This is a genomic window from Aestuariimicrobium sp. p3-SID1156 (genome assembly GCF_025144225.1).
In the GTDB taxonomy this organism is placed as follows: domain Bacteria; phylum Actinomycetota; class Actinomycetes; order Propionibacteriales; family Propionibacteriaceae; genus Aestuariimicrobium.
The window spans coordinates 166,465-188,590 of the sequence record NZ_JALXXB010000001.1 but is presented as its reverse complement, the minus strand read 5'-3'; the positions used below and the strand labels follow the sequence as shown (position 1 = coordinate 188,590).

21 protein-coding genes are annotated in these 22,126 nt (G+C 69.2%); 10 read left to right on the top strand and 11 right to left on the bottom strand.

What is annotated here, in order from left to right; translation table 11 throughout:
- Positions 1–55 precede the first annotated feature (55 nt).
- Together M3G03_RS00860 and M3G03_RS00855 are read right to left on the bottom strand one after the other, a co-directional pair.
- Positions 56–1,669, bottom strand: a complete 1,614-nt coding sequence (locus M3G03_RS00860; RefSeq protein ID WP_259807394.1) for an NAD(P)/FAD-dependent oxidoreductase — start codon at positions 1,667–1,669, stop codon at positions 56–58.
- Positions 1,659–2,105: an SRPBCC family protein gene (locus tag M3G03_RS00855; RefSeq protein WP_259807393.1), complete on the bottom strand. Its 447-nt coding sequence runs from the start codon at positions 2,103–2,105 to the stop codon at positions 1,659–1,661. Before M3G03_RS00855 ends, M3G03_RS00860 begins: the two co-directional genes overlap by 11 nt.
- Before the next feature lie 339 nt (positions 2,106–2,444).
- Between M3G03_RS00855 and M3G03_RS00850 the strand changes: the two genes are divergently transcribed.
- Positions 2,445–3,773 carry an APC family permease gene (locus M3G03_RS00850; RefSeq protein ID WP_259807392.1) on the top strand — a complete coding sequence of 443 codons (1,329 nt, stop codon included), beginning with the start codon at positions 2,445–2,447 and terminating at the stop codon, positions 3,771–3,773.
- A 44-nt stretch (positions 3,774–3,817) separates the two neighbouring features.
- On the opposite strand, the gene M3G03_RS00845 is transcribed toward M3G03_RS00850, so the two are convergent.
- Both M3G03_RS00845 and M3G03_RS00840 read right to left on the bottom strand, forming a co-directional pair.
- Entirely contained in the window at positions 3,818–4,189 is a 372-nt protein-coding gene (locus M3G03_RS00845) for a rhodanese-like domain-containing protein (RefSeq protein WP_259807391.1), read from the bottom strand.
- Positions 4,164–5,525, bottom strand: a complete 1,362-nt coding sequence (locus M3G03_RS00840) for a glutamyl-tRNA reductase (RefSeq protein ID WP_259807390.1) — start codon at positions 5,523–5,525, stop codon at positions 4,164–4,166. Before M3G03_RS00840 ends, M3G03_RS00845 begins: the two co-directional genes overlap by 26 nt.
- A 75-nt stretch (positions 5,526–5,600) precedes the next feature.
- Here M3G03_RS00840 and hemE point away from each other — a divergent pair, with 75 nt between their 5' ends.
- The 8 genes from hemE to M3G03_RS00800 all read left to right on the top strand — a co-directional run bounded on the left by hemE (position 5,601) and on the right by M3G03_RS00800 (position 13,643).
- Entirely contained in the window at positions 5,601–6,683 is a 1,083-nt protein-coding gene (gene hemE, locus M3G03_RS00835; RefSeq protein WP_259807388.1) for a uroporphyrinogen decarboxylase, read from the top strand.
- Positions 6,683–8,140: a protoporphyrinogen oxidase gene (gene hemG / locus M3G03_RS00830; RefSeq protein WP_259807387.1), complete on the top strand. Its 1,458-nt coding sequence runs from the start codon at positions 6,683–6,685 to the stop codon at positions 8,138–8,140. Before hemE ends, hemG begins: the two co-directional genes overlap by 1 nt.
- On the top strand, positions 8,137–8,832 hold the full coding sequence (gene hemQ, locus M3G03_RS00825) for a hydrogen peroxide-dependent heme synthase (RefSeq protein WP_259807385.1): 696 nt from the start codon (positions 8,137–8,139) through the stop codon (positions 8,830–8,832). Before hemG ends, hemQ begins: the two co-directional genes overlap by 4 nt.
- A 10-nt stretch (positions 8,833–8,842) precedes the next feature.
- Positions 8,843–10,024, top strand: a complete 1,182-nt coding sequence (locus M3G03_RS00820; RefSeq protein WP_259807383.1) for a ferrochelatase — start codon at positions 8,843–8,845, stop codon at positions 10,022–10,024.
- Positions 10,021–10,917, top strand: coding sequence for a hydroxymethylbilane synthase (hemC, locus tag M3G03_RS00815; protein ID WP_259807380.1), 897 nt, complete (start codon positions 10,021–10,023; stop codon positions 10,915–10,917). The genes M3G03_RS00820 and hemC overlap by 4 nt, the downstream gene beginning before the upstream one ends.
- A 2-nt stretch (positions 10,918–10,919) precedes the next feature.
- Positions 10,920–11,915, top strand: coding sequence for a porphobilinogen synthase (hemB, locus tag M3G03_RS00810; protein WP_259807379.1), 996 nt, complete (start codon positions 10,920–10,922; stop codon positions 11,913–11,915).
- Positions 11,915–13,231 carry a glutamate-1-semialdehyde 2,1-aminomutase gene (hemL, locus tag M3G03_RS00805; protein WP_259807378.1) on the top strand — a complete coding sequence of 439 codons (1,317 nt, stop codon included), beginning with the start codon at positions 11,915–11,917 and terminating at the stop codon, positions 13,229–13,231. The genes hemB and hemL overlap by 1 nt, the downstream gene beginning before the upstream one ends.
- 136 nt (positions 13,232–13,367) lie before the next feature.
- The gene (locus M3G03_RS00800; RefSeq protein WP_259807377.1) at positions 13,368–13,643 is read left to right on the top strand and encodes a hypothetical protein; all 276 of its coding nucleotides are present in this window, start codon (positions 13,368–13,370) and stop codon (positions 13,641–13,643) included.
- A 65-nt stretch (positions 13,644–13,708) separates the two neighbouring features.
- On the opposite strand, the gene M3G03_RS00795 is transcribed toward M3G03_RS00800, so the two are convergent.
- From M3G03_RS00795 to modA, 3 genes are read right to left on the bottom strand one after another with little or no spacing between them, the layout of a single operon-like run.
- Positions 13,709–14,647, bottom strand: a complete 939-nt coding sequence (locus tag M3G03_RS00795) for an ABC transporter ATP-binding protein (RefSeq protein WP_259807375.1) — start codon at positions 14,645–14,647, stop codon at positions 13,709–13,711.
- On the bottom strand, positions 14,644–15,432 hold the full coding sequence (locus tag M3G03_RS00790; protein WP_259807373.1) for an ABC transporter permease: 789 nt from the start codon (positions 15,430–15,432) through the stop codon (positions 14,644–14,646). The genes M3G03_RS00795 and M3G03_RS00790 overlap by 4 nt, the downstream gene beginning before the upstream one ends.
- A complete protein-coding gene (gene modA / locus M3G03_RS00785; protein ID WP_396121841.1) occupies positions 15,429–16,187 on the bottom strand; it encodes a molybdate ABC transporter substrate-binding protein in 759 nt (252 codons plus the stop codon). Before modA ends, M3G03_RS00790 begins: the two co-directional genes overlap by 4 nt.
- 26 nt (positions 16,188–16,213) lie before the next feature.
- Between modA and M3G03_RS00780 the strand changes: the two genes are divergently transcribed.
- Positions 16,214–17,068, top strand: a complete 855-nt coding sequence (locus M3G03_RS00780; protein ID WP_259807372.1) for a mechanosensitive ion channel family protein — start codon at positions 16,214–16,216, stop codon at positions 17,066–17,068.
- A gap of 12 nt (positions 17,069–17,080) precedes the next feature.
- Here M3G03_RS00780 and M3G03_RS00775 read toward each other — a convergent pair whose 3' ends face one another.
- The 4 genes from M3G03_RS00775 to M3G03_RS00765 form a co-directional block, all read right to left on the bottom strand.
- Positions 17,081–18,364, bottom strand: a complete 1,284-nt coding sequence (locus tag M3G03_RS00775; protein ID WP_259807371.1) for an O-acetylhomoserine aminocarboxypropyltransferase/cysteine synthase family protein — start codon at positions 18,362–18,364, stop codon at positions 17,081–17,083.
- Positions 18,312–18,722 carry an FBP domain-containing protein gene (locus M3G03_RS12880; RefSeq protein WP_396121857.1) on the bottom strand — a complete coding sequence of 137 codons (411 nt, stop codon included), beginning with the start codon at positions 18,720–18,722 and terminating at the stop codon, positions 18,312–18,314. The genes M3G03_RS00775 and M3G03_RS12880 overlap by 53 nt, the downstream gene beginning before the upstream one ends.
- A gap of 289 nt (positions 18,723–19,011) precedes the next feature.
- Positions 19,012–21,429, bottom strand: coding sequence for a heavy metal translocating P-type ATPase (locus tag M3G03_RS00770; protein ID WP_311197431.1), 2,418 nt, complete (start codon positions 21,427–21,429; stop codon positions 19,012–19,014).
- Between the two features lie 50 nt (positions 21,430–21,479).
- A complete protein-coding gene (locus M3G03_RS00765) occupies positions 21,480–21,803 on the bottom strand; it encodes a cation transporter (protein WP_017824292.1) in 324 nt (107 codons plus the stop codon).
- Between the last annotated feature and the right edge of the window lie 323 nt (positions 21,804–22,126).

Below are 22,126 nucleotides of genomic sequence, written 5' to 3'. Positions count from 1 at the left end.
GGTCCACGGGGTGGGCCAGAATCTGCCGGGGGGCACTGATCCGCATGCTGCCGCCTCAGTCGGGCCTCCCCGAACCCCAGCCGGAACCCAGCAGCCGTCGGGGTGCCCCGAGCCGATGGTGCCACAGGGCCGCCCGAGCCGCGTTCATCCCTGCGGCCCCGTGTACGCCGCCGCCGGGGTGGGCCGACGCGGACCCCAGGTAGAGCCCCCGGATCGGGGTCTCGGCGCGTCCGAGTCCGGGAATGGGCCGGAAGATGAGCTGTTGTTGCAGCTGCGCGGTGCCACCGTTGATTGCGCCACCCTGGAGGTTGGCGTTCATCGCTTCCATGTCGCGGGGCCCCAGGACGCGGCGGGCGACGATCCGGTCGCTGAAACCGGGAGCTTGTTCCTCCAACCGCGCCTGCATGCGATCTGCCATCCGCTCGCAGTCGTCGCGGTCCCAGGTTCCGCGGACGCTGCCATCACCGGCGTCGCGCTCGACCTGCTGGGGCACGTGGGTGTAGGCCCAGAACGATTCCGTGCCCTCCGGGGAGCGGGTGGGGTCGGTGGTGGTCATCTGGCCGGCCAGCATGAAGGGCTTGGCGGGAATGGCCCCGGCGGCAACCTGGCTGAGGGCTTCCGACATCTGGCTGAAGGAGTCGGCGATGTGCACCGTGCCGGGGTCATGGGGCGGGGGCTGCCGCCAGGGCACCCGCCGGTCCAGGGCCCAGTCGACCTTGATGGTCGCGGCGTCCAGGGTGAAGCCGCGCATCGCTCGGACCACTCGGGCGGGCAGTTCGTCCTCGGGCACGAGCCCGCCGTACAGCTTGGACGCGATCACGTCGGCGACCACAGCGCGCCCGGCTGCTACCCGTTCACCGTCGGCAAGCTGGACGCCGACGGCCCGCCCGGAAGTGGTCAGGATGCGGTCGACCCGGCTGTGGCAGCGAATCTCGCCTCCCCGCGAGGTCAATCGGGAGGCCAGGGCCTGGGTGAGCGCGCCGGCTCCACCTTCGGGTACCGGGAACCCGACGGTCTGGCCCAGCATGCACATGAACAGCCCCATGAAGCCGGAACCCGACCCGTCCAGCGGGATGTCGGCGTGGCCCGCGTTGCCGGCGAGCAGCAGGCGGGCGGCATCCCCTCGAAACCGCGTGCGTACCAGATCGGTGGCGGGGGCCACGGCGGTGCGCACGAAGTCCAGCCCGCCGACCGAAGGCAGGGTGAGCAGGGCCCGCAGGCCGTGGCGCAGCGGCGGGAAGGGGGAGAGCAGGGCGCCGATGAGCGCGTCCCCAATGCGGTCCCACTCGGCGCACAGGGCAAGCCAGGCCTCCCCGTCACCGGGGGTCTGCTCTTCCAACAAGGCGGCGGTCACGTTGCGGTCCCGATGCAGGATCGCCCACGTGCCGTCACCCTGCGGATGGCCCAGGACGGCGTCTGCGTGGACCCACCGCAACCCGTGGTCCTCCAGGCGGAAACCCTGGATGGTGCTGGAGGCGGCAGCCAAGGGGTAGAAGGTACTGAAGGTGTCGTGGATGTAGTCGGCATGCACGGACCGGTCGCTGCGCACCGCGCCGCCGACGGCGGGTTGTTCCTCGAGCACTACTACTGACCAGCCGGCGTCGACCAGGGCGTTGGCGGCGACCAGGCCGTTGGGGCCGGCCCCAATGATGACTGCGTCAGGCGCCACGATGCTTCCTGTTCTCCACGATGTTGCCCAGTCTGCGCAAGGTCTCGGTGTTGCGCCAGTGAAGCATGCCGGTGCGCACCAGCTTCGGGACCAGCAGGCCGGGGCCCTTGACGGCATCCTCCTCGATCTCCACGACCGTGCCCCTTGCCGAGGGCGTGAGGGTGATGATGATGGCGGCCTCACCGGCCGGCCAGCCGCGGCCGCGCAGTTTGAGTCGGCGCCCGGGGTCGACCTCGAGCACCTCGGTGTCGTCGTCGATCAGGGCGGGCCAGACGCCGACCGAGTGGTGCAGCCGCGCCCCGACGGCGGGCCAGTGGTCATCGACGTTGCGCATGCGCGCGGCCCCCACGACCCAGATCGCGTAGAGCCATCCATCGGACAGGACGCTCCACACCTCTTCGGGTGGGGCCTTGACTTCGCGACGGGTGGTGCTCATGGTGTCGTTCCTCCTGGTGGGATGCGGCGATGGCGACGTGGGGATGCCCCGGGGGTGGTCCGTCTGGCCGTGCCACGCTTCCCAGACATCGCGATGTACTCCATTCGGACGGCTCGGCGCCGCCCAGCCGCTGGTGGGTCTCGGTCATTCCCCGCCCAGCCCAAGCTAGTGGACCCCGATCAAGCCCGGGCGGCGATCACCTTCCCCAGCCAGTCCGGCCACCCTTTGGGATGGAACCGGATAGTGCCGCTGCCGCACGTGCGCTGCCTCTGTAGCGTCAGCGACAATTCCGCCTTCCCTGGAGGTGCGGCTCGGCTGACAAAGGATGCGGGAGAAGACATGACTGTGACAGATCCACCGACCAGCCTGCGTCGGTCGGTGACCACGACAGGGCTGTTCTTCTTCATCCTCGGTGATGTGCTCGGTGCCGGGGTCTACGTTCTCGCCGGACGCATCGCCGGGATCACCGGTGGCGCGGTGTGGGTGCCGCTGGTCGCCGCCCTGCTGCTGGCCCTGCTGACCGCGGGCTCATACGCGGAGTTGGCCACCAAGTATCCCCGCGCAGGCGGGTCTTCCCACTACGCCACCCGGGCCTTCGGCCCCTTTTTCGGCTTCCTGGTGGGCTTTTGCATGCTGGCCGCCGGCATCGTGTCGGTGGGGGCCCTCGCATTGGGTTTTGCCGGCGACTACCTGTCCCAGTTCGTGACCCTGCCCACCATGGTGGTGGTGGTAATATTCCTGGCCCTCCTGGCAGCGCTCAACACGCGCGGGATCTCTGAATCGATGGGCGTCAACCGCGTCGCCACGATCATTGAGGTCGGCGGTCTGCTGCTGGTGATCCTGCTCGGCTTCGTGGTGATGGGCCGTGGCGGTGACCAGGTCGACTTCGGACGGCTCACCGAGCTGGGCACCCCCGACAAAGGGCCTGTCGCGGCGGTGCTGGCGGGCAGTGTGCTGGCCTTCTATTCCTACGTCGGGTTCGAGACCAGCGTCAACGTGGCCGAAGAGACCAAGAACCCGGCGCGCTCCTATCCCCGGGCCTTGTTCGGGGCGCTGCTGGTGGCCGGTGTGGTCTATGCCCTGGTCGGGGTCGTGGCTTCGGCTACGGTACCGACTGCCGAGCTGGCGGAGTCCTCGGCGCCGTTGCTGCAGGTGGTCGAGAAGGCAGGCTTCATCCCGCCGGTCGTGTTCAGCGTCATCGCGCTGGTGGCGGTGGCCAATGGAGCACTGCTGACCGGCATCATGTCCTCCCGGCTGGCCTATGGCATGGCCAAGGATGGTCTTCTACCCGGCGCCCTGAGTCGCATCCTGCCTGGACGCCGCACCCCGTGGGTGGCCATCATCGCGACCACCCTGCTGTCCATGCTGCTGGCTCTCACCGGCACCATCGAGGTGTTGGCCAGCACGATGGTGTTGTTGTTGCTGGTGGTCTTCTCGGCGGTCAATCTCAGTGTGCTGGTGCTTCGCCGGGAGACGGCTGACCACGAGCACTTCCGGGTGCCCGTCGTGCTGCCGGTGCTTGGGCTGGCCTCCTGCCTGCTGCTGGTTACCCAGGTCGAGGCGGAGGTGTGGAGGTACGGAATTCCGTTCCTTGCCCTCGGAGCCCTGTTCGCCGGGATCGCGGTCTGGCTGCGGCGCAGCCGCGAAGGGACCGGCGAGGCAACTTGAGGGGACTCGGAGCTGGTCGAGGTGGTCACGCCCACCTCGCCTTCTCAGCGACGCGTCCGCGGTGGGCCGGGGAGCAGGAACTGACCCGCCTCCCGCCAGGCCAGCACACCACCGGCCAGGAACTCGGCGTTGCAGCCCTTCTCCTTGGCCGACCTCGCGGCCATCGAGCTCCGCAGCCCGGTGTCGCAGACGAAAATCATGGCTCCATCTGGCTCGGCCAGCGGGTTGTCCCCGTGCACGGCAAACCACGGGTCCTCGTTCACAGCCTTCGGATCCACCAGCAGCGCACCGGGGCAATGCCCCATCTCGTACTCGCGCAGGGTCCGCACATCACACAGGACGCCGCCCTTGCTCAGCAGCCCCAGCGCCTCCTCGACGCCGATGCCGCCTTCAACGCTCTTGCGGAACCAGCCCATTGCCCACCTCATCAGGGTTGCCCGCGTCGGGATTGACTGTGCCCAGCGGCAGCGCCTCGGCATCAATCAGGGGGACGCCATCAGCAGCGCCCATGTCGATGCCCATCACGGTGTGCAGCGCCTGCAGGTAGGCATCCGTGGTGCCGGCCTCGGCATGCTTCTGCGCCATCACCGTCGGCCCGTGCAGCACCTTGCGGTAGACCCGTCGCAGCGCCTTCTCGACCTCGACGACGGTCTCCTCGGGCAACCGGACGCGCAGCGAGTCGACCTCGTCGGCGATCAGCTCGCCAACGTAGCCGCGCATTCGCACGATCACCGGATCCGCCGTCCGGATTCGCTGCCGCGACTCGAACCGCTCCACACCGTCGGCGATGACTGAACGGGCCTCGGCCAGCGCCTGTTCGCCCACGCTCGACAGCCCGCTGGCCAGCGAGTTCAGTCCCAGCACGGTGCACTGGTCCAAGTGCGCCACCCCCGCATCCACATCGGGCTGCAGCGACATGTCCATGATGACCACGGGACGATCCAGCTCGCGGCGCTCGAAGTGCTCTGGGCGCACCAGTGGCGTCCCCGACCCGGAGCAGGTGATCACGATGTCGGCCGCAGTGAACCAGTGCTGCAGGCGGCTGGGCGTGACGTGGCTGAAGCCGTACTTGTCCACGCTCGCCGACCGGCGCCCCGAGGGCGACCACACCCCCACGTCACCTGCGCGACGCACCGCGAGTTCAGCGCAGATGACGCGCGAGTAGGCGCCCGTACCGATGACCAGCACACGGGCGTCCGACAGTCGAGAAATGCCGAGTCGCGCCACCGCAGTGTCGAGCACGACCTCAGCCGACGACCGACCGGCGCGGCCCAGAGCAGTGGCCGTGGACACCCGTTTGGCGGTCCGCAGGGCCTGCTGGAAAAGGTCATTGAGCAGCGGAGTCGAGGTCTGGGCGTGCAGGGCGTCGTTGAAAGCAGCCCGCACCTGGCCGGTGATCTCGGCCTCGCCCAGCACCATCGACTCGAGACCCGCGGCAACGGCGAACAGGTGCTCGGCAGCAGGCGTCCCGGATCGGACCTGGAAAACAGTGATGAGGTCAGAGCGCTTCCAACCGGTACAGCGCTCCAGCGCGTCGGTGACGACGTCGAGACCGTCATGGAAACGATCGGCGTCCAGGTAGAGCTCGAAGCGATTGCAGGTGCTCAGCAGCACCCAGCCGTTGAGCGGCACTGAGGGGTGCGCCTGGTTGCCCGCGGCCAGCTCCTCCAGCAGTCCGGCGGAGGACGCCGAGAGGTCCGCGAGCCGCCCGAGCGGCAGCTCGGAATGACTCACACTGAGGGCCAACAGCACCCGACCACTATAGGCTGCCGACCTCCGCGAGCCGAGAATTGGCCGGGTTTGGTCATCTGGGGGACAATGGTCCCGATGCCCACACTGCCTGCCCAGCACCCCTGGAATGCCCACGACACCGCCCACAGTGCACTGGTGTCGGCCTATCGCGGCGAGCGCCCGAGCCGCCAGCCGGTGTGGTTCATGCGCCAGGCCGGCCGCTCCCTGCCCGAGTACCGCCAGCTGCGCGAGGGCACCACGATGCTGGACTCCTGCCTGCGCCCCGACATGGCCGCAGAGATAACCCTGCAGCCGGTCCGGCGCCACGACGTGGACGCCGCCATCTTCTTCAGCGACATCGTCATCCCGATGCGCCTGGCCGGGATCGAGGTCGAGATCCACCCCGGCCGTGGCCCTGTCCTCGAACGCGCGATCCGCTCCGAAGAGGACATCATCGCCCTCGAGAACAGCGACCCGGACGCCTTTGAGGAGGCGCTCGCTCCGATCCGTGAGGCCGTCGCGCTGACCGTGGCCGAGCTGGGCACCACCCCGCTGATCGGCTTCTGCGGTGCCCCCTTCACCGTGGCCTCCTATCTGGTGGAGGGCGGCCCGAGCCGCGAATACCTGTACACGAAGTCACTGATGTTCAGCCGCCCCGACCTCTGGGGGCGCCTGGCCAGCTGGGTCGCCGACCGCTCCGGCCGCTTCCTCCGCGCGCAGGTCGAGGCCGGCGCCAGCGCCGTCCAGCTCTTCGACTCCTGGGCCGGGGGCCTGTCCCTGGAGGACTACCTCGGCTACGTCCAGCAGTACTCGGCCGCCGTCTTCGACCACATCCGCGAGCTGCCCATCCCCCGGGTCCACTTCGGAGTCAACACCTCCGAGCTGCTCGTCGCGATGCGGGACGCTGGCGCCACCGTCATGGGTGTCGACCACCGCCTGCCCCTCGACGAGGCCTCGCGTCGCCTCGGCGGCGGCACCCCGTTGCAGGGCAACCTCGATCCAGCCATGCTCTTTGCCTCCGAGCAGGCGCGTGCCGAGGCGGTCAGGATCGTCCTCGAACGTGGCCGCAGCGCCCCTGGTCATGTCTTCAACCTCGGCCACGGCGTCCCCAAGGAAGCCGATCCCCTCGTCCTCACCGAACTGGTCTCCCTGGTCCATGAACTCGGGGTGCAGGCCTGATGGACACGGTGGTGGTTGGCGGCGGCCTCGCAGGGCTCGTCACCGCCTGGGAGCTCACCCGCGCGGGGCGCCGGGTCGTGCTGGTGGAGTCCACCGACCACCTGGGCGGCCCGCTGCGCAGCCACCAGGTCGCCGGCCTGACGTTGAACTCCGGCGCGGAGAGCTTCGCCACCGCCACGCCCATCGTCTTCGACCTGCTCGCTGACCTTGGCCTCAGCGACCGTGTCGTCCTGCCCCGCAGCGGGCGCTCCTGGATCGTGAACGTTCGCGGCGCCTTTCCCTCCCCCGCGATGAGCTATCTGGGGATCCCCGCCGACCCGACGGCGCCCGACGTCGTCGCGATCATCGGCCAGGAGGCTGCCCAGCACGCGGCCCGTGAGTCCTCACTGCCTTCGATGGTGGGCTACCAGCCGGGGGTGTCCCTGGGCGCCTATGTCGCCACCCGCATGGGCCGGGCGGTGCGCGACCTGCTGGTGGAACCCGTCGTCGGCGGCGTCCACTCGACCCACCCCGACCTGCTCGAGCTCGACTCCATCGCCCCGCAGCTGCCCGTCCTGGTCGAACGTCATGGCTCCCTCCAGGCAGCGGTGCGCGCCATCCGCTCGCGGAACGACTCGGGACGCCAGTCAGCAGGTGCCGCCGTCGCCGGCCTGGCCCCCACCCTGTCGATCCTGGTCGACACCCTCGCCGAACGCATTCGAACTGCTGGCGGGGAGATTCTGCTCGGCATCCCGGCCGAGCGCGTCCTGCCGCAGTACACCGAGGAGAACCCGACCGTCCCGCAGGGCTGGCTGGTGCGCACCGCAGCCGCAGACCTGACCGCCGCTGACGTCGTCGTGGCCACCAATCCGCACGTGACCCGCAGCCTGCTCCAGGACGTGCGCGCCCTGGCCGAGTCGATCCCGACCATCCCGACCTCCGTGGTCGCCCTGGCCACCCTCGTGGTCGACGACGAGCGTCTGGATGGTGCGCCGCGCGACAACGGCGTCCTGCTGGCAGGACACACCCCCGGGATCATCGCCAAGGCCCTCACCCACGTCTCCGCGAAATGGGACCACGTGGACCCGGGCAACCATCGCCACGTGCTGCGCTTGTCCTACGGCCGCTCCGGCAAGGAGGTTCCCACCCGCGTCGAGCTGCCCGATCTGGCCCTCAACGACGCCCGTCGCATCCTCGGAATCCACCTGGAGCGGGACAGCATCGTCGGTTTCGACCAGGTCCGCTGGAGCCAGACCATGACCCAGGCCCGACCCGGACACCAGAACGCGCTGCACGAGGTCGCCGGACGACTGGCGTCCTACCCCGGACTGGCGCTGACCGGCGCCTGGATGGCCGGCACCGGGATCGCTGCCGTCACCTCCCACGCACGTCGCACTGCCGCCCATGTCGTCGGCCAGCGTGCCACCCACCCCATCACCGCAGAATCCCTCCACCGACTGACAGAGGAGCCAGCATGAGCCAGAACCCCGCCACGGACACCGTTCCCGAGCAGATCGCCTACACCTCCTACGCCGTTTACTCGAAGGTCGCCGACGTCAACATGTCCGAGCAGTGGGTCGCCGGCGAGCTGGACGCCTTTGTCACCAAGTGCCGGGAGCTGGGCGTCACCCTGCGCGGCATCTACGACATGAGCGAGTTCAAGGCCGACTCCGACATCATGCTGTGGACCCACGCCGAGCGCCCCGAGGCGATCCAGGCCGCCGGCCAGTACTTCCGCAACCTCGGCATCGCCCAAGGCCTGACCCGCGCCTGGAACGGCATGGGTGTTCATGTCATGGCCGAATTCGTCCGCAGCCACGCGCCGGCCTTCATGTACGGCAAGGAGCCCAAGCAGTGGCTGACGGTCTACCCCTTCGTGCGCAGCTATGAGTGGTACCTGCTGCCCGAGGAGGAGCGCTCGGAGATGCTGCGTGAGCATGGCCTGGCCGGCCGCAAGTTCCCCAATGTGTTGGCCAACACCGTCGGCGCCTTCGCACTGGGCGACTACGAGTGGCTGCTCAGCTTCGAGGCCGACGAGCTCATCGAGCTGGTCGACATGATGCGGGACCTGCGCTACACCCAAGCCCGCCGCCACGTCCGCGAGGAGCTGCCCTTCTACACCGGACGCCGCCTGAACAGCGCCGCCGAACTCGCCCAACTGCTCGCCTGAGGAGGCCGTCATGACTGAAACCCCGCTCGCACCCTCTGCCATCGACGCCAGTGTTGATCATGGTGTTCCGAACCACACCGCCACCGGCATCGACCACCTGACCTCGGACTATGACGCTGTGCTGCTGGCCAGTTTCGGAGGCCCCAACGGTCAGGACGACGTCATCCCCTTCCTCCGCAACGTCACCCGCGGCCGCGGCATCCCCGACGAGCGGCTCGAGGCTGTCTCAGGGCACTACCGCGCCCTTGGCGGCGTCTCGCCGATCAATGAGCAGAACATCGCCCTGCGTGATGCCCTGCAGGCCGAGATCGATCGCCGCGGGCTGGGCCTGCCGGTGATCTGGGGCAACCGCAACTGGGAGCCCTACCTCACCGACGTCGTACGGGCGGCGGTCGCCGAGGGACGCCACACGCTGTTGGGGCTGGCGACTTCCGCCTATTCCAGCTACTCGGGTTGCCGCCAGTACCGGGAGGACTTCGGGGCCACCGTCCAGGAGATCGGCGGGACAGACCTGACCATCGACAAGCTGCGGCACTACTTCAACACCGAGGGGTTCCTGGCACCGGTGCTCGACGGTGCTGTGGCCGGGGTTCGGGAGATGCTCGAGGCCGGGCATGCCGCCGAGGACATCCTGGTGATGTACTCCACCCACTCCGTGCCCGATGTGATGGCCACCTCCTCCGGCCCGGAGGACACCCGCACCCCGGGCTCGGGCGGCTGGTACGTCGCCCAGCACCAGGCCGCCATCGCCTGGGTCCATGACCAGCTCCAGGAGGCTCTCGGCACCGCCGTGCCGCAGCAGTTCGTCTTCCAGTCCCGCTCGGGCAACCCCGCCCAGCCCTGGCTGGAGCCCGACATCAACGACGCCATCGAGACCGCAGCGGAGGACGGCGTGAAGGCCATCGTCTGCGTCCCCATCGGTTTCATCAGCGACCACGTCGAGGTGATCTGGGACCTGGACACCGAGGCACGGCAGACCGCTGCTGACCTTGGTCTGGCCTTCGTCCGGACACCCACCTCGGGCACCGACCCCCGTTTCGTCTCCGCCCTGGTCGACCTGGTCGAGGAGCGCCTGGGACGCCGCGACCCGGTCGAGACGGTCACCTCCTTCCCCGCCACCCCCGACGTCTGCGGGATCGCCTGCTGCCAGGGGATGCGCGACAAGCCGACCACCGCCGGCGTGGATTCATGATTCGCGTCGGAACCCGGGCGTCCGTGCTGGCCAGGACGCAGTCGCAGATGGTGGCGGATGCCCTGGGCGAGCCCGCGGAGCTGGTCTTCATCAGCACCGAGGGCGACGTCAACATGGCGCCGCTGGACCGCATCGGCGGCACCGGCATCTTCGTCTCCGCCGTTCGCGATGCCCTGCTGGACGGGCGCATCGACCTGGCCGTGCACTCCATGAAGGACCTGCCCACCGGCCCCGCTGAGGGCATCACGCTGGCCTGCTCCCCCGCCCGGGAGGACCCGCGCGATGTGCTCTGCGCCCGCGACGGCCTCACCCTGGACACCCTCCCGGAGGGCGCTCGCGTGGGCACCGGCTCGGCGCGCCGCGTCGCCCAGCTGCTCTCGGTGCGCCCCGACCTTCGCGTCGAGGGCCTGCGCGGCAACATTGACACCCGTCTGGGCAGGATCGGTGAGCTGGACGCCGTGGTGCTCGCTGCCGCCGGGCTCCTCCGCGCCGGTCGCGGGGAGCACATCACCGAGTACCTCGACCCCTCAGTCATGCTGCCCGCCGCCGCCCAGGGCGCACTGGCCGTTGAGTGCCGCGCCGACGACCTCGACTCCCCGGCCGCCATCGCCGCCGCCAGGCTCGACGACCCTGTCACCCGCGCCCGGGCCGGCGCCGAACGCGCCTTCCTCAACACCCTGGAAGCCGGCTGCACCGCCCCGGTGGGAGCCCTCGCCACAGCGCTCGGTGACGAGCTGGTCCTCTCCGGACTGGCGATCAGCACCGACGGCACCCGTCGCATCGAGGGCGAGATGCGCGGCAGCCTGGCAGACGCCGAGGAGGTGGGCCGCAGCTTGGCCCGCGAACTCCTCAGTCAGGGAGCAGCAGAACTCATCACCAGCACCCGGAGTTGATCATGAACCCGCATCTGACCGCCCGCCCGCGTCGCCTCCGCCAGTCCCCCGCCATGCGGGCGCTGGTCAGGGAGAACATGCTGCGTCCCGCCTCGCTGGTGCTGCCCGTCTTCGTGCGCGAGGGCATCAGCGAGCCGCAGCCGATCGCGTCCATGCCGGGAGTGGTGCAGCACACGCTGGACTCGCTGGTCGAGGAGGCGCGTCGCTGCATCGAGGCGGGAATCGGCGGGATCATGCTCTTCGGCGTCCCCGAGACCAAGGACGCCGTCGGATCGGGGGCAACCGACCCCAACGGCATCCTCAACGTCGCCACCCGGCGACTCCGTGAGGAGTTCGGCAACGGCCTCCTGCTCATGGTCGACCTGTGCCTGGACGAGTTCACCGACCACGGCCACTGCGGCGTCCTCGACGACCAGGGCCGGGTCGACAATGACGCCACCCTCGAGGTCTACGGGCGGATGGCCGTTGCCCAGGCCCAGGCCGGCGCCCACATCGTGGGCCCGAGCGGGATGATGGACGGCCAGGTGGCGGTGATCCGCCACGCCCTGGACGAGGCCGGCTTCGCGGACGTGGCGATCCTGGCCTACACCGCGAAGTATGCCTCCGCCTTCTACGGGCCCTTCCGGGAGGCGGTCAATTCCTCGCTGCAGGGCGACCGCCGCACCTACCAGCAGGATCCGGCCAACCTGCGCGAGTCGCTCCACGAGCTTGAGCTGGACATCGCTGAGGGTGCCGACATGGTGATGACCAAGCCCGGCCTGCCCTATCTGGATGTCCTGGCCCGCGTGGCCGAGGCCTCCCCGGTGCCGGTCGCGGTCTACCAGGTGTCTGGCGAGTACGCCATGATCGAGGCCGCCGCGGCACAGGGATGGATCGACCGGGATCGCGTCATTCTGGAGACGTTGATGAGCTTCACCCGCGCCGGGGCCGACATCATCCTCACCTACGCCGCCCTCGAGGCGGCCCAGTGGATCCGCGAGGGAAAGGACGCCCACTGATGAAGCACTCCCGTTCCACCCAGCTGTTCAGTCAAGCCCAGCACCTGATCCCCGGGGGCGTGGACTCCCCTGTTCGTGCCTTCGGCTCGGTCGGCGGCACCCCACCCTTCATGGACCACGCGAAGGGCGCCTACCTCTACGACGTGGACGGCAACGAGTACGTCGACCTGGTCTGCTCCTGGGGACCGATCATCATGGGCCACGCCCACCCTGCGATTCTGGACGCCGTCAGCGAGGCCGCCGCCAAGGGCATCTCCTTCGGGGCACCGCACCCCGGCGAGGGTGAGCTCGCTGCCGCGATCGTGTCACTGATGCCGGTGGAGAAGGTGCGCCTGGTGAACTCGGGCACCGAGGCCACCATGTCGGCGATCCGCGTGGCCCGTGGCGCCACCGGCCGGGACAAGATCATCAAGTTCTCCGGCTGTTACCACGGCCACTCCGACGGCCTCCTGGCCGATGCCGGCTCGGGCGCGGCCACCATGGGTATCCCCGGTTCCGCGGGTGTCCCGGCGGCCATCGTCGCCGAGACCATCGTGGTCCCCTACAACGATCGGGACGCAGTCCGTGAGGCATTCCGACGTTTTCCCGATCAGGTTGCGGCCATCATCACCGAGGCTGCTCCCGCCAATATGGGCGCCATCGTTCCGGGTGTCATGGACGGGGTCGGCTTCAACCAGTTCCTCCACGATGTGGCCCACGAGCACGGCGCGCTGCTGATCAGCGATGAGGTACTCACCGGTTTCCGGTCCTCGGCCCAGGGCTACTGGGGCATCGACGGCGCCGAGCAGGGTTGGGTGCCGGACTTGTTCACCTTTGGCAAGGTGATCGGCGCTGGCATGCCGCTGGCCGCCTTCGGTGGCCGCGCCGACCTGATGGACCTGCTGGCCCCGGTTGGCCCGGTCTACCAGGCGGGCACCCTGTCGGGGAACCCGCTCGGCACCGCGGCGGGCCTGGCCCAGCTCACACTGCTGGACGAGGCGGTCTACACCCGACTCAACGCCAAGGCGGACCGGCTGAAGGGCGCTTGGCACGAGGCGCTGGAGGCTGCTGGCGTCCCCCATGTGGTGAACGCCATCGGCACCATCTTCTCGGTCTTCTTCACCGAGGGCCCGGTCACCGACTACGAATCGGCGAAGACCCAGCACACCGGCGCCTATGCCGCCTTCCACCACTCGCTGCTGGAGCAGGGAATCTACCTGCCGCCCAGCGCCTTCGAGGTCTGCTTCCTCTCCGACGCCCACGACGAGCGGGCGCTGGACCGAGTGGTCTCGGCCCTGCCAGCTGCCGCGCAGGCCGCCGCTCGAGCGCTCGGCTGAGGGCTCAAGCGTTCGCCCAGAACTCGAGCAACTGCGGGCCGAGCTGGCCGCCCCCAGCACCGCTGGCGAAGACTCCGAGCCGGGGACGCTGTGGGCGCTGCTCACCCACACCTTCGCCCCCGCCGTGGAATCACGCGTGGGCACGAGCATCTACTACTCCTACCTGGCCGCCAGCGTCGCTGACCCGTGGATCCGCGACACCCTCGCCGAGGCGCGCGCCGGACTGCTCGAACGGGTCGCTGACTGCCTACGGGCCCAGTACCCCGATGTCGAAGACCCTGTCGCGTGGGCCCGGCGGCTCGTGATGGTCGCCGAGGGCGCCACCGAAGGGGTCTTCCTGGGCTGGCTCAGCCCCGAGGACGCCCGCGCCGTCATCACCTCGGCACTGGAGGAGCTTCCTCGGCAAACATGACGTCCGACGCCGGTCGACCCCGCTGGGCGAGGACATCGCGTCACCCCGCATCTGGTCCATTCAGATCACGGCTGGAGGGTCTGGGTCGCCTTCACCGCAGCCACCAGTCGACTGCCCGGCCGGATGCCCAACTCGCCCGCCGACCGCGCGGTGATGTCAGCCGCGATCCGCTGCCCATCGCCCAGTCGCCCCCTCACACGGACCACGGAACCCCGGGGCTCCACGGCGTCCACCACGATCGGCCAGTGGAGCCGCGCACTGCCGGTCTCCGTCGTGCCAGCCGGGTAGAGCACCACGGTATGGGGCTCGAAGAGGATCGACTCGCCGTCCTGGTGCACGCGGTTCAGCCCCAGCAGGCCGGCGAGGAACCGGCCGGGCGGGTCCGCCGCAGCCTCGGCGACAGTCCCGACCACGCGTGCGCGACCGCCCTCGACCAGGGCGATCTCGTCGGCCAGGGTCCACAAGTCCAGCGCGTCGTGGGTGACCAGCATCACGGTACGGCCTCGCAGCCGCTGGGCCAGCAGGCTGCGCGTGGCCTGGGCGGCCTCGACGTCCAGGGCGGCCAGTGGTTCGTCCAGCAGCAGGACGCCGGGATCGTTCGCCAGGGCACGCGCCAGCGCCACCCGCTGCGCCTGCCCCCCGGACAACTCGCGCGGGCGGCGGGACGCCAGACCTGCCAGACCGACGGCGTCCAGTTCGGCCAGTGCCCGACGCTCGGCGTCACGCCGGGACAGCCCATGCGCCCGCGGCCCGAAGGCCACGTTCTCGACCACGCTCAGGTGTGGGAAGAGCAGGGCGCGCTGGGTGAGCATGCCGACATCGCGTTGGTGGGGCGGCACGAATCTGCCCGCGGGACCACCGGATTCCGGCCGCAGGAGACCGGCGATCAGCTGCAGGGCGGTGGACTTGCCGGCGCCATTGGGTCCGACCAGCGCCAAGGTGGTGCCGTCGGCCACGTGCAGGTCGAAGTCCACCCCACGGGCGCCGCAGACCAGGTTGATCATGCCCGCCTCCTCAGCAGCAGGGCCGGCAGCACCATCAGCACCGCCGCCAGCACGATCAGTACCAGCGAGAGGGCCAGCGCCAGGTCCGGGTCGGATTCGCGCTGCAGGTAGATCTCCAGCGGCATGGTCCGGGTGGTCCCCTGCATCGAGCCCGCGAAGGTGAGGGTGGCGCCGAATTCCCCCAGCGATCGCGCGAAGGCCATCGTCGCACCGGAGAGCACCGCCGGGGCCACCGTGGGAAGCGTCACCCTCCGCAGCATCACCCACGGGGACGCCCCGAGCGTCGCAGCGACGGCTTCATAGGCGGGGTCGAGGGTGCGCAGGGCTCCCTCCACGGCAACGACGAAGAAGGGCATCGACACGAAGGTCTGCGCGATGACGACCGCGGCCGTGGTGAAGCCGATCTCGACCCCCCAGTGCGAAAGCTGCGTGCCCAGCAGCCCCCGGCGTCCCAGGGTGATGAGCAGCAGGAAGCCCGCAACGACAGGAGGTAGCACCATCGGCAGCATCGACAGCGTCCGGACCAGCACCGCCCAGTGACCTGTCAACCGCGACAGGACGAGCGCCAACGGCAGCCCCAGCGCCACACTCAGCAGCATCGAGAGCGTGCAGGTACGCAGGCTCAGCCACAGGGCATCCCGAGCCGCCGCCGAACCCAACAGTCCGGGGATCTCCGCCCAGGGCTGCCGGACCACCAGCGCCAGCAGGGGAACCGCCAGGAAGAGGACCGCGACCGCGGCGGGCACCAGCAGCCAGCGCGGCAGGCCCGGCCGGAGCTCGCTCATGGGGTTTCGAAGCCGTACTTCTCGAGCACCTGGCGACCCTTGTCCGACAGCACCAGCACCACGAACTTCTCCGCCGCCTGCCTGTCCTTCGCCGACGCCGTGGGGGCGATCGGGTACCAGTTCACGACCTTGTCAGCGCCGGAAATCTTCACCACGTCCACCTTGTCACCCGCCGACTTCGCATCGGTGGCGTACACAATCCCGGCATCGGCCTCACCGGAGGTGACCTTGCCCAGCACGTCGGTGACCTTCTGCTCCTCCGACACCGGCTTCAGCGTCACGCCGAGGTTCTGCGCGAGCCTGGCGGTGCCGTTGCCGCACGGCACCCCCTCCGCGCAGATGACGAGCTTCTTGCCGTCCAGTGAGCTGTCAAGGCCGGTGACCTTCCCGGGGTTCCCCCTCGGCGTCACCAACACCAGCGTGTTGGTCGCGAACACGCTCGGGGGCACCACCAGCTGCTTCTCAGCGGCCTTCTTCATGGTGATCTGGTCGGCCGTGGCCAGGACGTCAGCCCGGGCCCCGTTCTCGAGGCCACTGACCAGGTTCTGGGAGCCGTCGAAGTTGAAGGTGACGGTGCCGTCGTGATCCTTCGCGATCTCCTCGAAGGCACTCTTCAGGCTGGCGGCGGCGAAGACGGTGATTGCGGGGCTCTTGGCGTCCTTGCCGGACGAGGAACAGGCCGCCAGCGAGGGCACGAGGCCGACCACCAGCACCAGGACCCTGATCATCACCGAGGCGCGCATGGTCGGAATCATAGGTGCCCGGCAGAATGGGCGGCGTGATGGACTCCTGGAAGTGGCCCGACACGCTCATCGAGATCGGCGTGATCCTGCTGGTCATGGTGGTGGCCTGGCAAGTCGCCGTGGTCGCCACCAAGCGCCTGGTGGCGAGCGCACTGAAGCGACAGCAGGACAATCGCGGCTCACTCGGCAAGGCCGGCCAGTGGCTCGGGTTGGACAGCCCCCGCCAGGTGAAACGCACCCGGACGCTGGGCTCGATGCTCACCTCGGTGGCGGCATTCGCGATCGTGCTGGTCGGGTCGCTGATGATCCTGTCAACCCTGGGGCTGCCGATGGGGCCGCTACTGACCTCCGCGGGTATCGGTGGCATCGCGCTCGGTTTCGGGGCCCAATCGCTGGTCAAGGACTTCCTGTCCGGCATTTTCCTCATCGCGGAGGACCAGTTCGGCGTCGGTGACGTGGTCGACCTGGGTGAAGTGAGCGGTACCGTCGAGGACGTCGGCCTGCGGATCACCAAGGTGCGTGACCCCGGCGGCAAGGTCTGGTACGTCCGCAATGGCGAGATCATCCGGGTCGGCAATGTCTCGCAGGGCTGGTCGAATGCCCTGGTCGACATCCCCGTGGACTACCGGTCCAATCCCCAGGAGGTGATCAGCATCATCACGCAGGTCCTGGAGGGCATTGAGGAGGATGACTCCCTCAAGGACGCCCTGCTGGAGAGTCCCCAAGTACTCGGTGTGGAGTCCATCCAGAGCACCACCATGACCATCCGCATCCTTGCCAAATGCGCGGCGAACCAGCAATGGGGCGTGATGCGCGAGATCCGGGAGCGATCCAAGGTGGCGCTGGATGCGGCGGGAATCCAGGGCCCCAGCGCCCCCTGGAGCCAGCAGTAGCCTTCAAGTGACCTAACTAACCTTGGCCAGGGCCTGATCCAGGTCAGCGATGAGGTCGTCCACGTGCTCGATGCCCACCGAGAGCCGGATCATTTCCGGCGGCACGCCGGCATCCTTGAGTTCCTCCTCGCTGAGCTGGCTGTGGGTAGTGGAGGCGTTGTGGATGACCAGCGACTTGGCGTCCCCGATGTTGGCCAGGTGGCTGAACAGTTCGAGGCCCTCGACGACGGTCGAGCCGCCCTCGCGTCCGGCTGTGAGACCGAAGGCCACCAGCCCGCCGAAACCACCATCCAGGACCTTTTCGGCCACTGCTCGGGAGGGGCTGGACTCCAGGCCCGGGTACTTCACCCACGCCACGGCAGGGTGCTTCTCAAGGTATTGGGCCACGGCCAGGGCATTGGAGCTGTGCCGCTCCATGCGCAGGTGCAGGGTCTCCAGGCCCTGCAGGATCTGCCAGGCGTTCATCGGGGCGATGGCGGCACCGGTGTTCCGCAGCATCACAGTGCGGGCACGGATGATGAAGGCCGCCGGACCGGCGGCCTCGGTCCACACGACCCCGTGGTAGGCGCCGTCGGGGCCGGTGAGCTGGCTGAAGCGTTCTGCGTGCGCGGCCCAGTCAAATCGCCCGGAGTCGACGATGATGCCACCCATCACGGCGCCGTGGCCGCCCATGTACTTGGTGGCCGAATGCACCACGATGTCGGCACCGTGTTCGAAAGGGCGGCAGAGGATCGGTGTCGGCACGGTGTTGTCGACCACCAGCGGCAGGCCCTGCTCGTGGGCGGCGGCAGACCAGGCGTCCAGGTCGACCACGTTCAGGGTCGGGTTGCCGATCGTTTCGACGAACACCAGTCTGGTCTTCTCGTCCACCACGGACGCGAGGGCAGCCGGGTCGTCGGGGTTCACGAACCGGGTTTCGATGCCGAACTGGGGCAGGGTGTGGGCGAAGAGGGCATAGGTACCGCCGTAGAGGGTCGAGACCGCCACGATGTTGTCGCCGGCTCCGGCCAGGGTCATCACTGCATAGGTGATCGCCGAGGCCCCGGAGGCGGTCGCCAGCGCGCCGACGCCGCCTTCGAGGGCATTGACGCGTTCCTCGAAAACCGACTGGGTCGGATTCATGATGCGCGTGTAGATGTTCCCCGCCGTCCGCAGCGCGAACAGGTCGGCAGCGTGCTCGGTGCTGTCGAACACGTACGACGTGGTCTGGTAGATGGGCACAGCTCGCGAGTTGGTGGCCGGGTCAGCGTTTTCCTGACCAGCGTGGACTGCGAGGGTCTCGGGACGAAGAGTCATGCTCCATGGTCACTGGTGCGTCCCCGGGTTGGGAACAGCAGTCCACGATGTGGCGACCGGTTTCGCGCACAGCGGAGTCGGGCGCCGTTGAGCACCTTGTCGACGAATGCGTGTGGTCTGGAGGCGTCCGACCCGGCCGTCGACGGCGATGGTCTCCTGCGGCTGGACGCGTGGTGGCGCGCAGGGCGATCGAGACCAGCTCGTCGTCCCGCCACAGTGCCATGCCGCCGAGGACGATCGACTGCGGGTCGCGCCAGCCCAAAGAATCCAGATCCTCCGAGGCGACCGCGTCCAGGGTGGTGGGGATCGAGAATCGCCTGGCTTCACCCTTGGTGCAGTTCGCGAAGGCTGCGCGCAGATCTGGTCGCTGGTTGGGCCGCCCCCTTCATTCGGTCCGGATGGTGAAGACGGCTCCCCGCCCGGGCCCCTCACTGGCGGCAGCCATGGTCCCGCCGTGCGCATCCACGAGGGCTCGCCGCGGGGCCGCCGCAGCACGGCCTGGACCCGGGCGACAAGTTCACGCACGCTGAACGGTGCTTCGCGCGCTCCCCGTGGCGTAGCCGGCCTTCACGAGGTATGCCTGCACGACGTCCGAGAGCGCGACTTCGTCTTCGACAACGAGAACCGTCGCTGCAGCTCGAGCCGATTCACTCCTCATGGGCTCCAGTCTGATCTCCGTTCCTGGGCGCCGTGGAGGTCCTGCTCGAGTCCGACCGGGAGCTGGCCGAGCCCGCGCGGCTCGAAGACTGGGTCGTCGACACCGAGGTCGAGCTCTCGCGGCCGGCCAGGCGCGCCGCGCTCTTGGCAGGGGTCAGATCCAGTCGGCGCAGCATCTGCGCATTCAAGGCCACAACGACAGTGGACAACGACATCAGGATCGCGCCGACCGACATGGGCAGTACGAATCCGATCGGCGCCAGGACACCGGCGGCCAGCGGAACGGCGGCGATGTTGTACCCGGCAGCCCACCACAGGTTCTGCTTCATCTTGCGGTAACTGGCACGGGAGAGCTGGATCACCGAGAGTACCGAGCGGGGATCGTCGGAGGCCAGGATCACGCCAGCGGAGGCGATCGCGACGTCGGTGCCGGCACCGATCGCGATGCCGACGTCGGCCTGCGCGAGGGCGGGGGCATCGTTGACGCCGTCGCCGACCATCGCCACGGCTCGTCCGTCGCGCTGGAGCTCGAGGACCTTCTCGCTCTTGTGCTCCGGGCGCACCTGGGCGAAGACCTGGTCGATACCGAGCTCGCCGGCCACGGCGCGGGCAACGGGCTCGGCATCGCCCGTGATCATGACGACGCGGATTCCCAGCTCATGCAGGGCGTCGACGGCCTCACGGGATTCCTGACGGACCTCATCGGCCAAGCCGATCCCACCTGCGATCTGCCCATCGACCAAGACGTGGAGGACGATCGCTCCGTCGGCCGACCACGGCCCGGTCGCCGGCAGCGGCTGGTGACCGTGCTCGGCCAGCAGGTGGGGTCCGCCGACCTGGACGGTGCGCCCGTCCACGGTCGCGCTGACGCCGACCGCGGTGGTGGACTGGAATGCGGTGGCGCGCGGCACGTCGAGCCTGCGGTCGTCGGCGGCGGCGGCGATCGCCCGGGCGAGGGGGTGCTCGCTGTCGGCTTCGGCCGCGGCGGCCAGCGCGAGCAGCTCGTCCTCGCCCAGGGTGCCGACGGTGGTGACGTGGTTCAGGGCGGGCTCGCCCTTGGTCAGCGTGCCCGTCTTGTCGAACAGGACGGTGTCGATGGTGCGCATCCGCTCCAGGGCGGCACGCTCCTTGACCAGGACGCCGCCCTTCGCGGCCCGCTCGGTCGAGATGGACACCACCAGCGGGATCGCCAGACCCAGCGCGTGAGGGCAGGCGATGACCAGAACGGTGATCGCGCGGACCAGTGCACTCTCGGGCACCCCGACGACTGTCCACACGATCGCGGTGACGATCGCCGCGATCAGCGCGTACCAGAACAGCCAGCCGGCGGCTCTGTCCGCGAGCAGCTGGGCCCGGGTCGTGGAGGATTGGGCGTTGGCGACCAGGCGCTGGATGCCCGACAGGGCGGTGTCCTCACCGATCGCGGTGACGCGCACGCGCAGCGCGTTGTCCGTGGCCACCGTGCCGGCGACGACCTGATCACCGATCTCGCGACGCACGGGGCTGGACTCGCCGGTGATCATCGACTCGTCGACGTCGGCGCCACCATCGATGACTTCCCCGTCGGCCGGGACCCGGCCACCGGGTCGCACTATCACGACGTCTCCGAGCTGCAGCTCGGCCGGGGAAACCGCGACGATGTCCTCGCCCTCGATCTTCTCGGCCTGGTCGGGCAGGAGCGCGGCCAGGGAATCCAGCGCGGAGGAGGTCTGCGCGAGGGAGCGCATCTCGAGCCAGTGGCCCAGCAGCATGATCACGATCAGGAGGGCGAGCTCCCACCAGAAATCGAGCTCGTGAGAGAGCAGTCCGAGGCTGGCGCCGAGCGAGGAAACGAAGGCGACCGTGATCGCCATCCCGATCAGGAGCATCATGCCGGGCTTGCGATCCCGGATCTCCTCGACCGCGCCCGTCAGGAACGGTTTCCCGCCCCACAGGTACATGACCGTGCCCAGGACCGGCGAGACCCACCGCACCCAGGCCGCGTCCGGCAGCGCATAGCCGAGCAGGTCAGCGAACATCCCGTTCAGCAGCACCGTCGGGATAGCAAGGACGAGCATGATCCAGAACAGCCGACGGAACATCCCCACGTGATCACCATGACCCGCATGGCCCCCGTGACCCGACATGTCGTGCCCCGCGTGCGGGTCGTGGTGCTCGTGGCCCGCCATGTCGTGCTCACCGTGCCCGGTCATGTCATGGCCGGTGTGAGTGGCGGTCGGCAGGGCATGCCCCTCGTGCGCCATCTGCTCGGCATCGTAGCCGCCATGACGGTCCCCGCCCGGCGGAGCGTCCGCCGGGCCGTGTGGGCCCGTGCCGCGGTGATGCCCGTGCTGGGCCATGTCGTGCCCGGCGTGGTCGGGTTCGGGGGTAACCGGGTCGTCGTGGCGGTGGTGGTGGGGGGTGCTCATGGTGTCCTTTCCGCAAGGCCCCGGACGGGGCTGGGTGTTGCCGGGGTGGGTCAGGCGTCGGCCACGGTGTAGCCGGCCTCCGCGACGGCGGCGCGGACGGCGGCCGGTGCGGCAGCTCCGGCCACGGTCACGGTGGAGATCCCACCGGGCGCCAGGTCGATCCGTACTTCCTCCACGCCCTCGAGAACGGTGATTGCCGTGGTCACGCTGTCGGCGCAGTGACCACAGGTCATGCCCCGCACCGGATACGTCGTGGTCTCGGCCGCGGACGTCGCAGTCGCCTCAGCAGCGGCGCGGTCCTCCACCGGGGCGGTGGCGCAGCAGGAACAGCCGGTGGAAGCCATCGGCAGGGGTCGAAGTGTCTCGGGGCTCATGAGGTACTCCTCGCATCAGAGGGTGCAGCAGCGGCGGAAACTGTCGTTGCTCCCCTCAGTTTTATACCCCCCGGGGGTATTTGGCAAGTGATCCACTGGGGGAGCATGGGGTCGACCGGTCGCTCGGTGCCGGCTGCGCGGCTCTCGTCGGACACGCTCTCGTCCGCGATCGAAGAACGGCCGAGCCTGCGCGTCCTGCTGCTCGCAGTTGCGTGCGGCGCCGCCATTAGCAGGAACCCCCGAAATCACGCCCGCGGCCCGGGCAGCCGCTTTTGAGCTATTAAGGTCCCGGCCCCAACGGGCGCTAGCCGGAAAGACCAGCT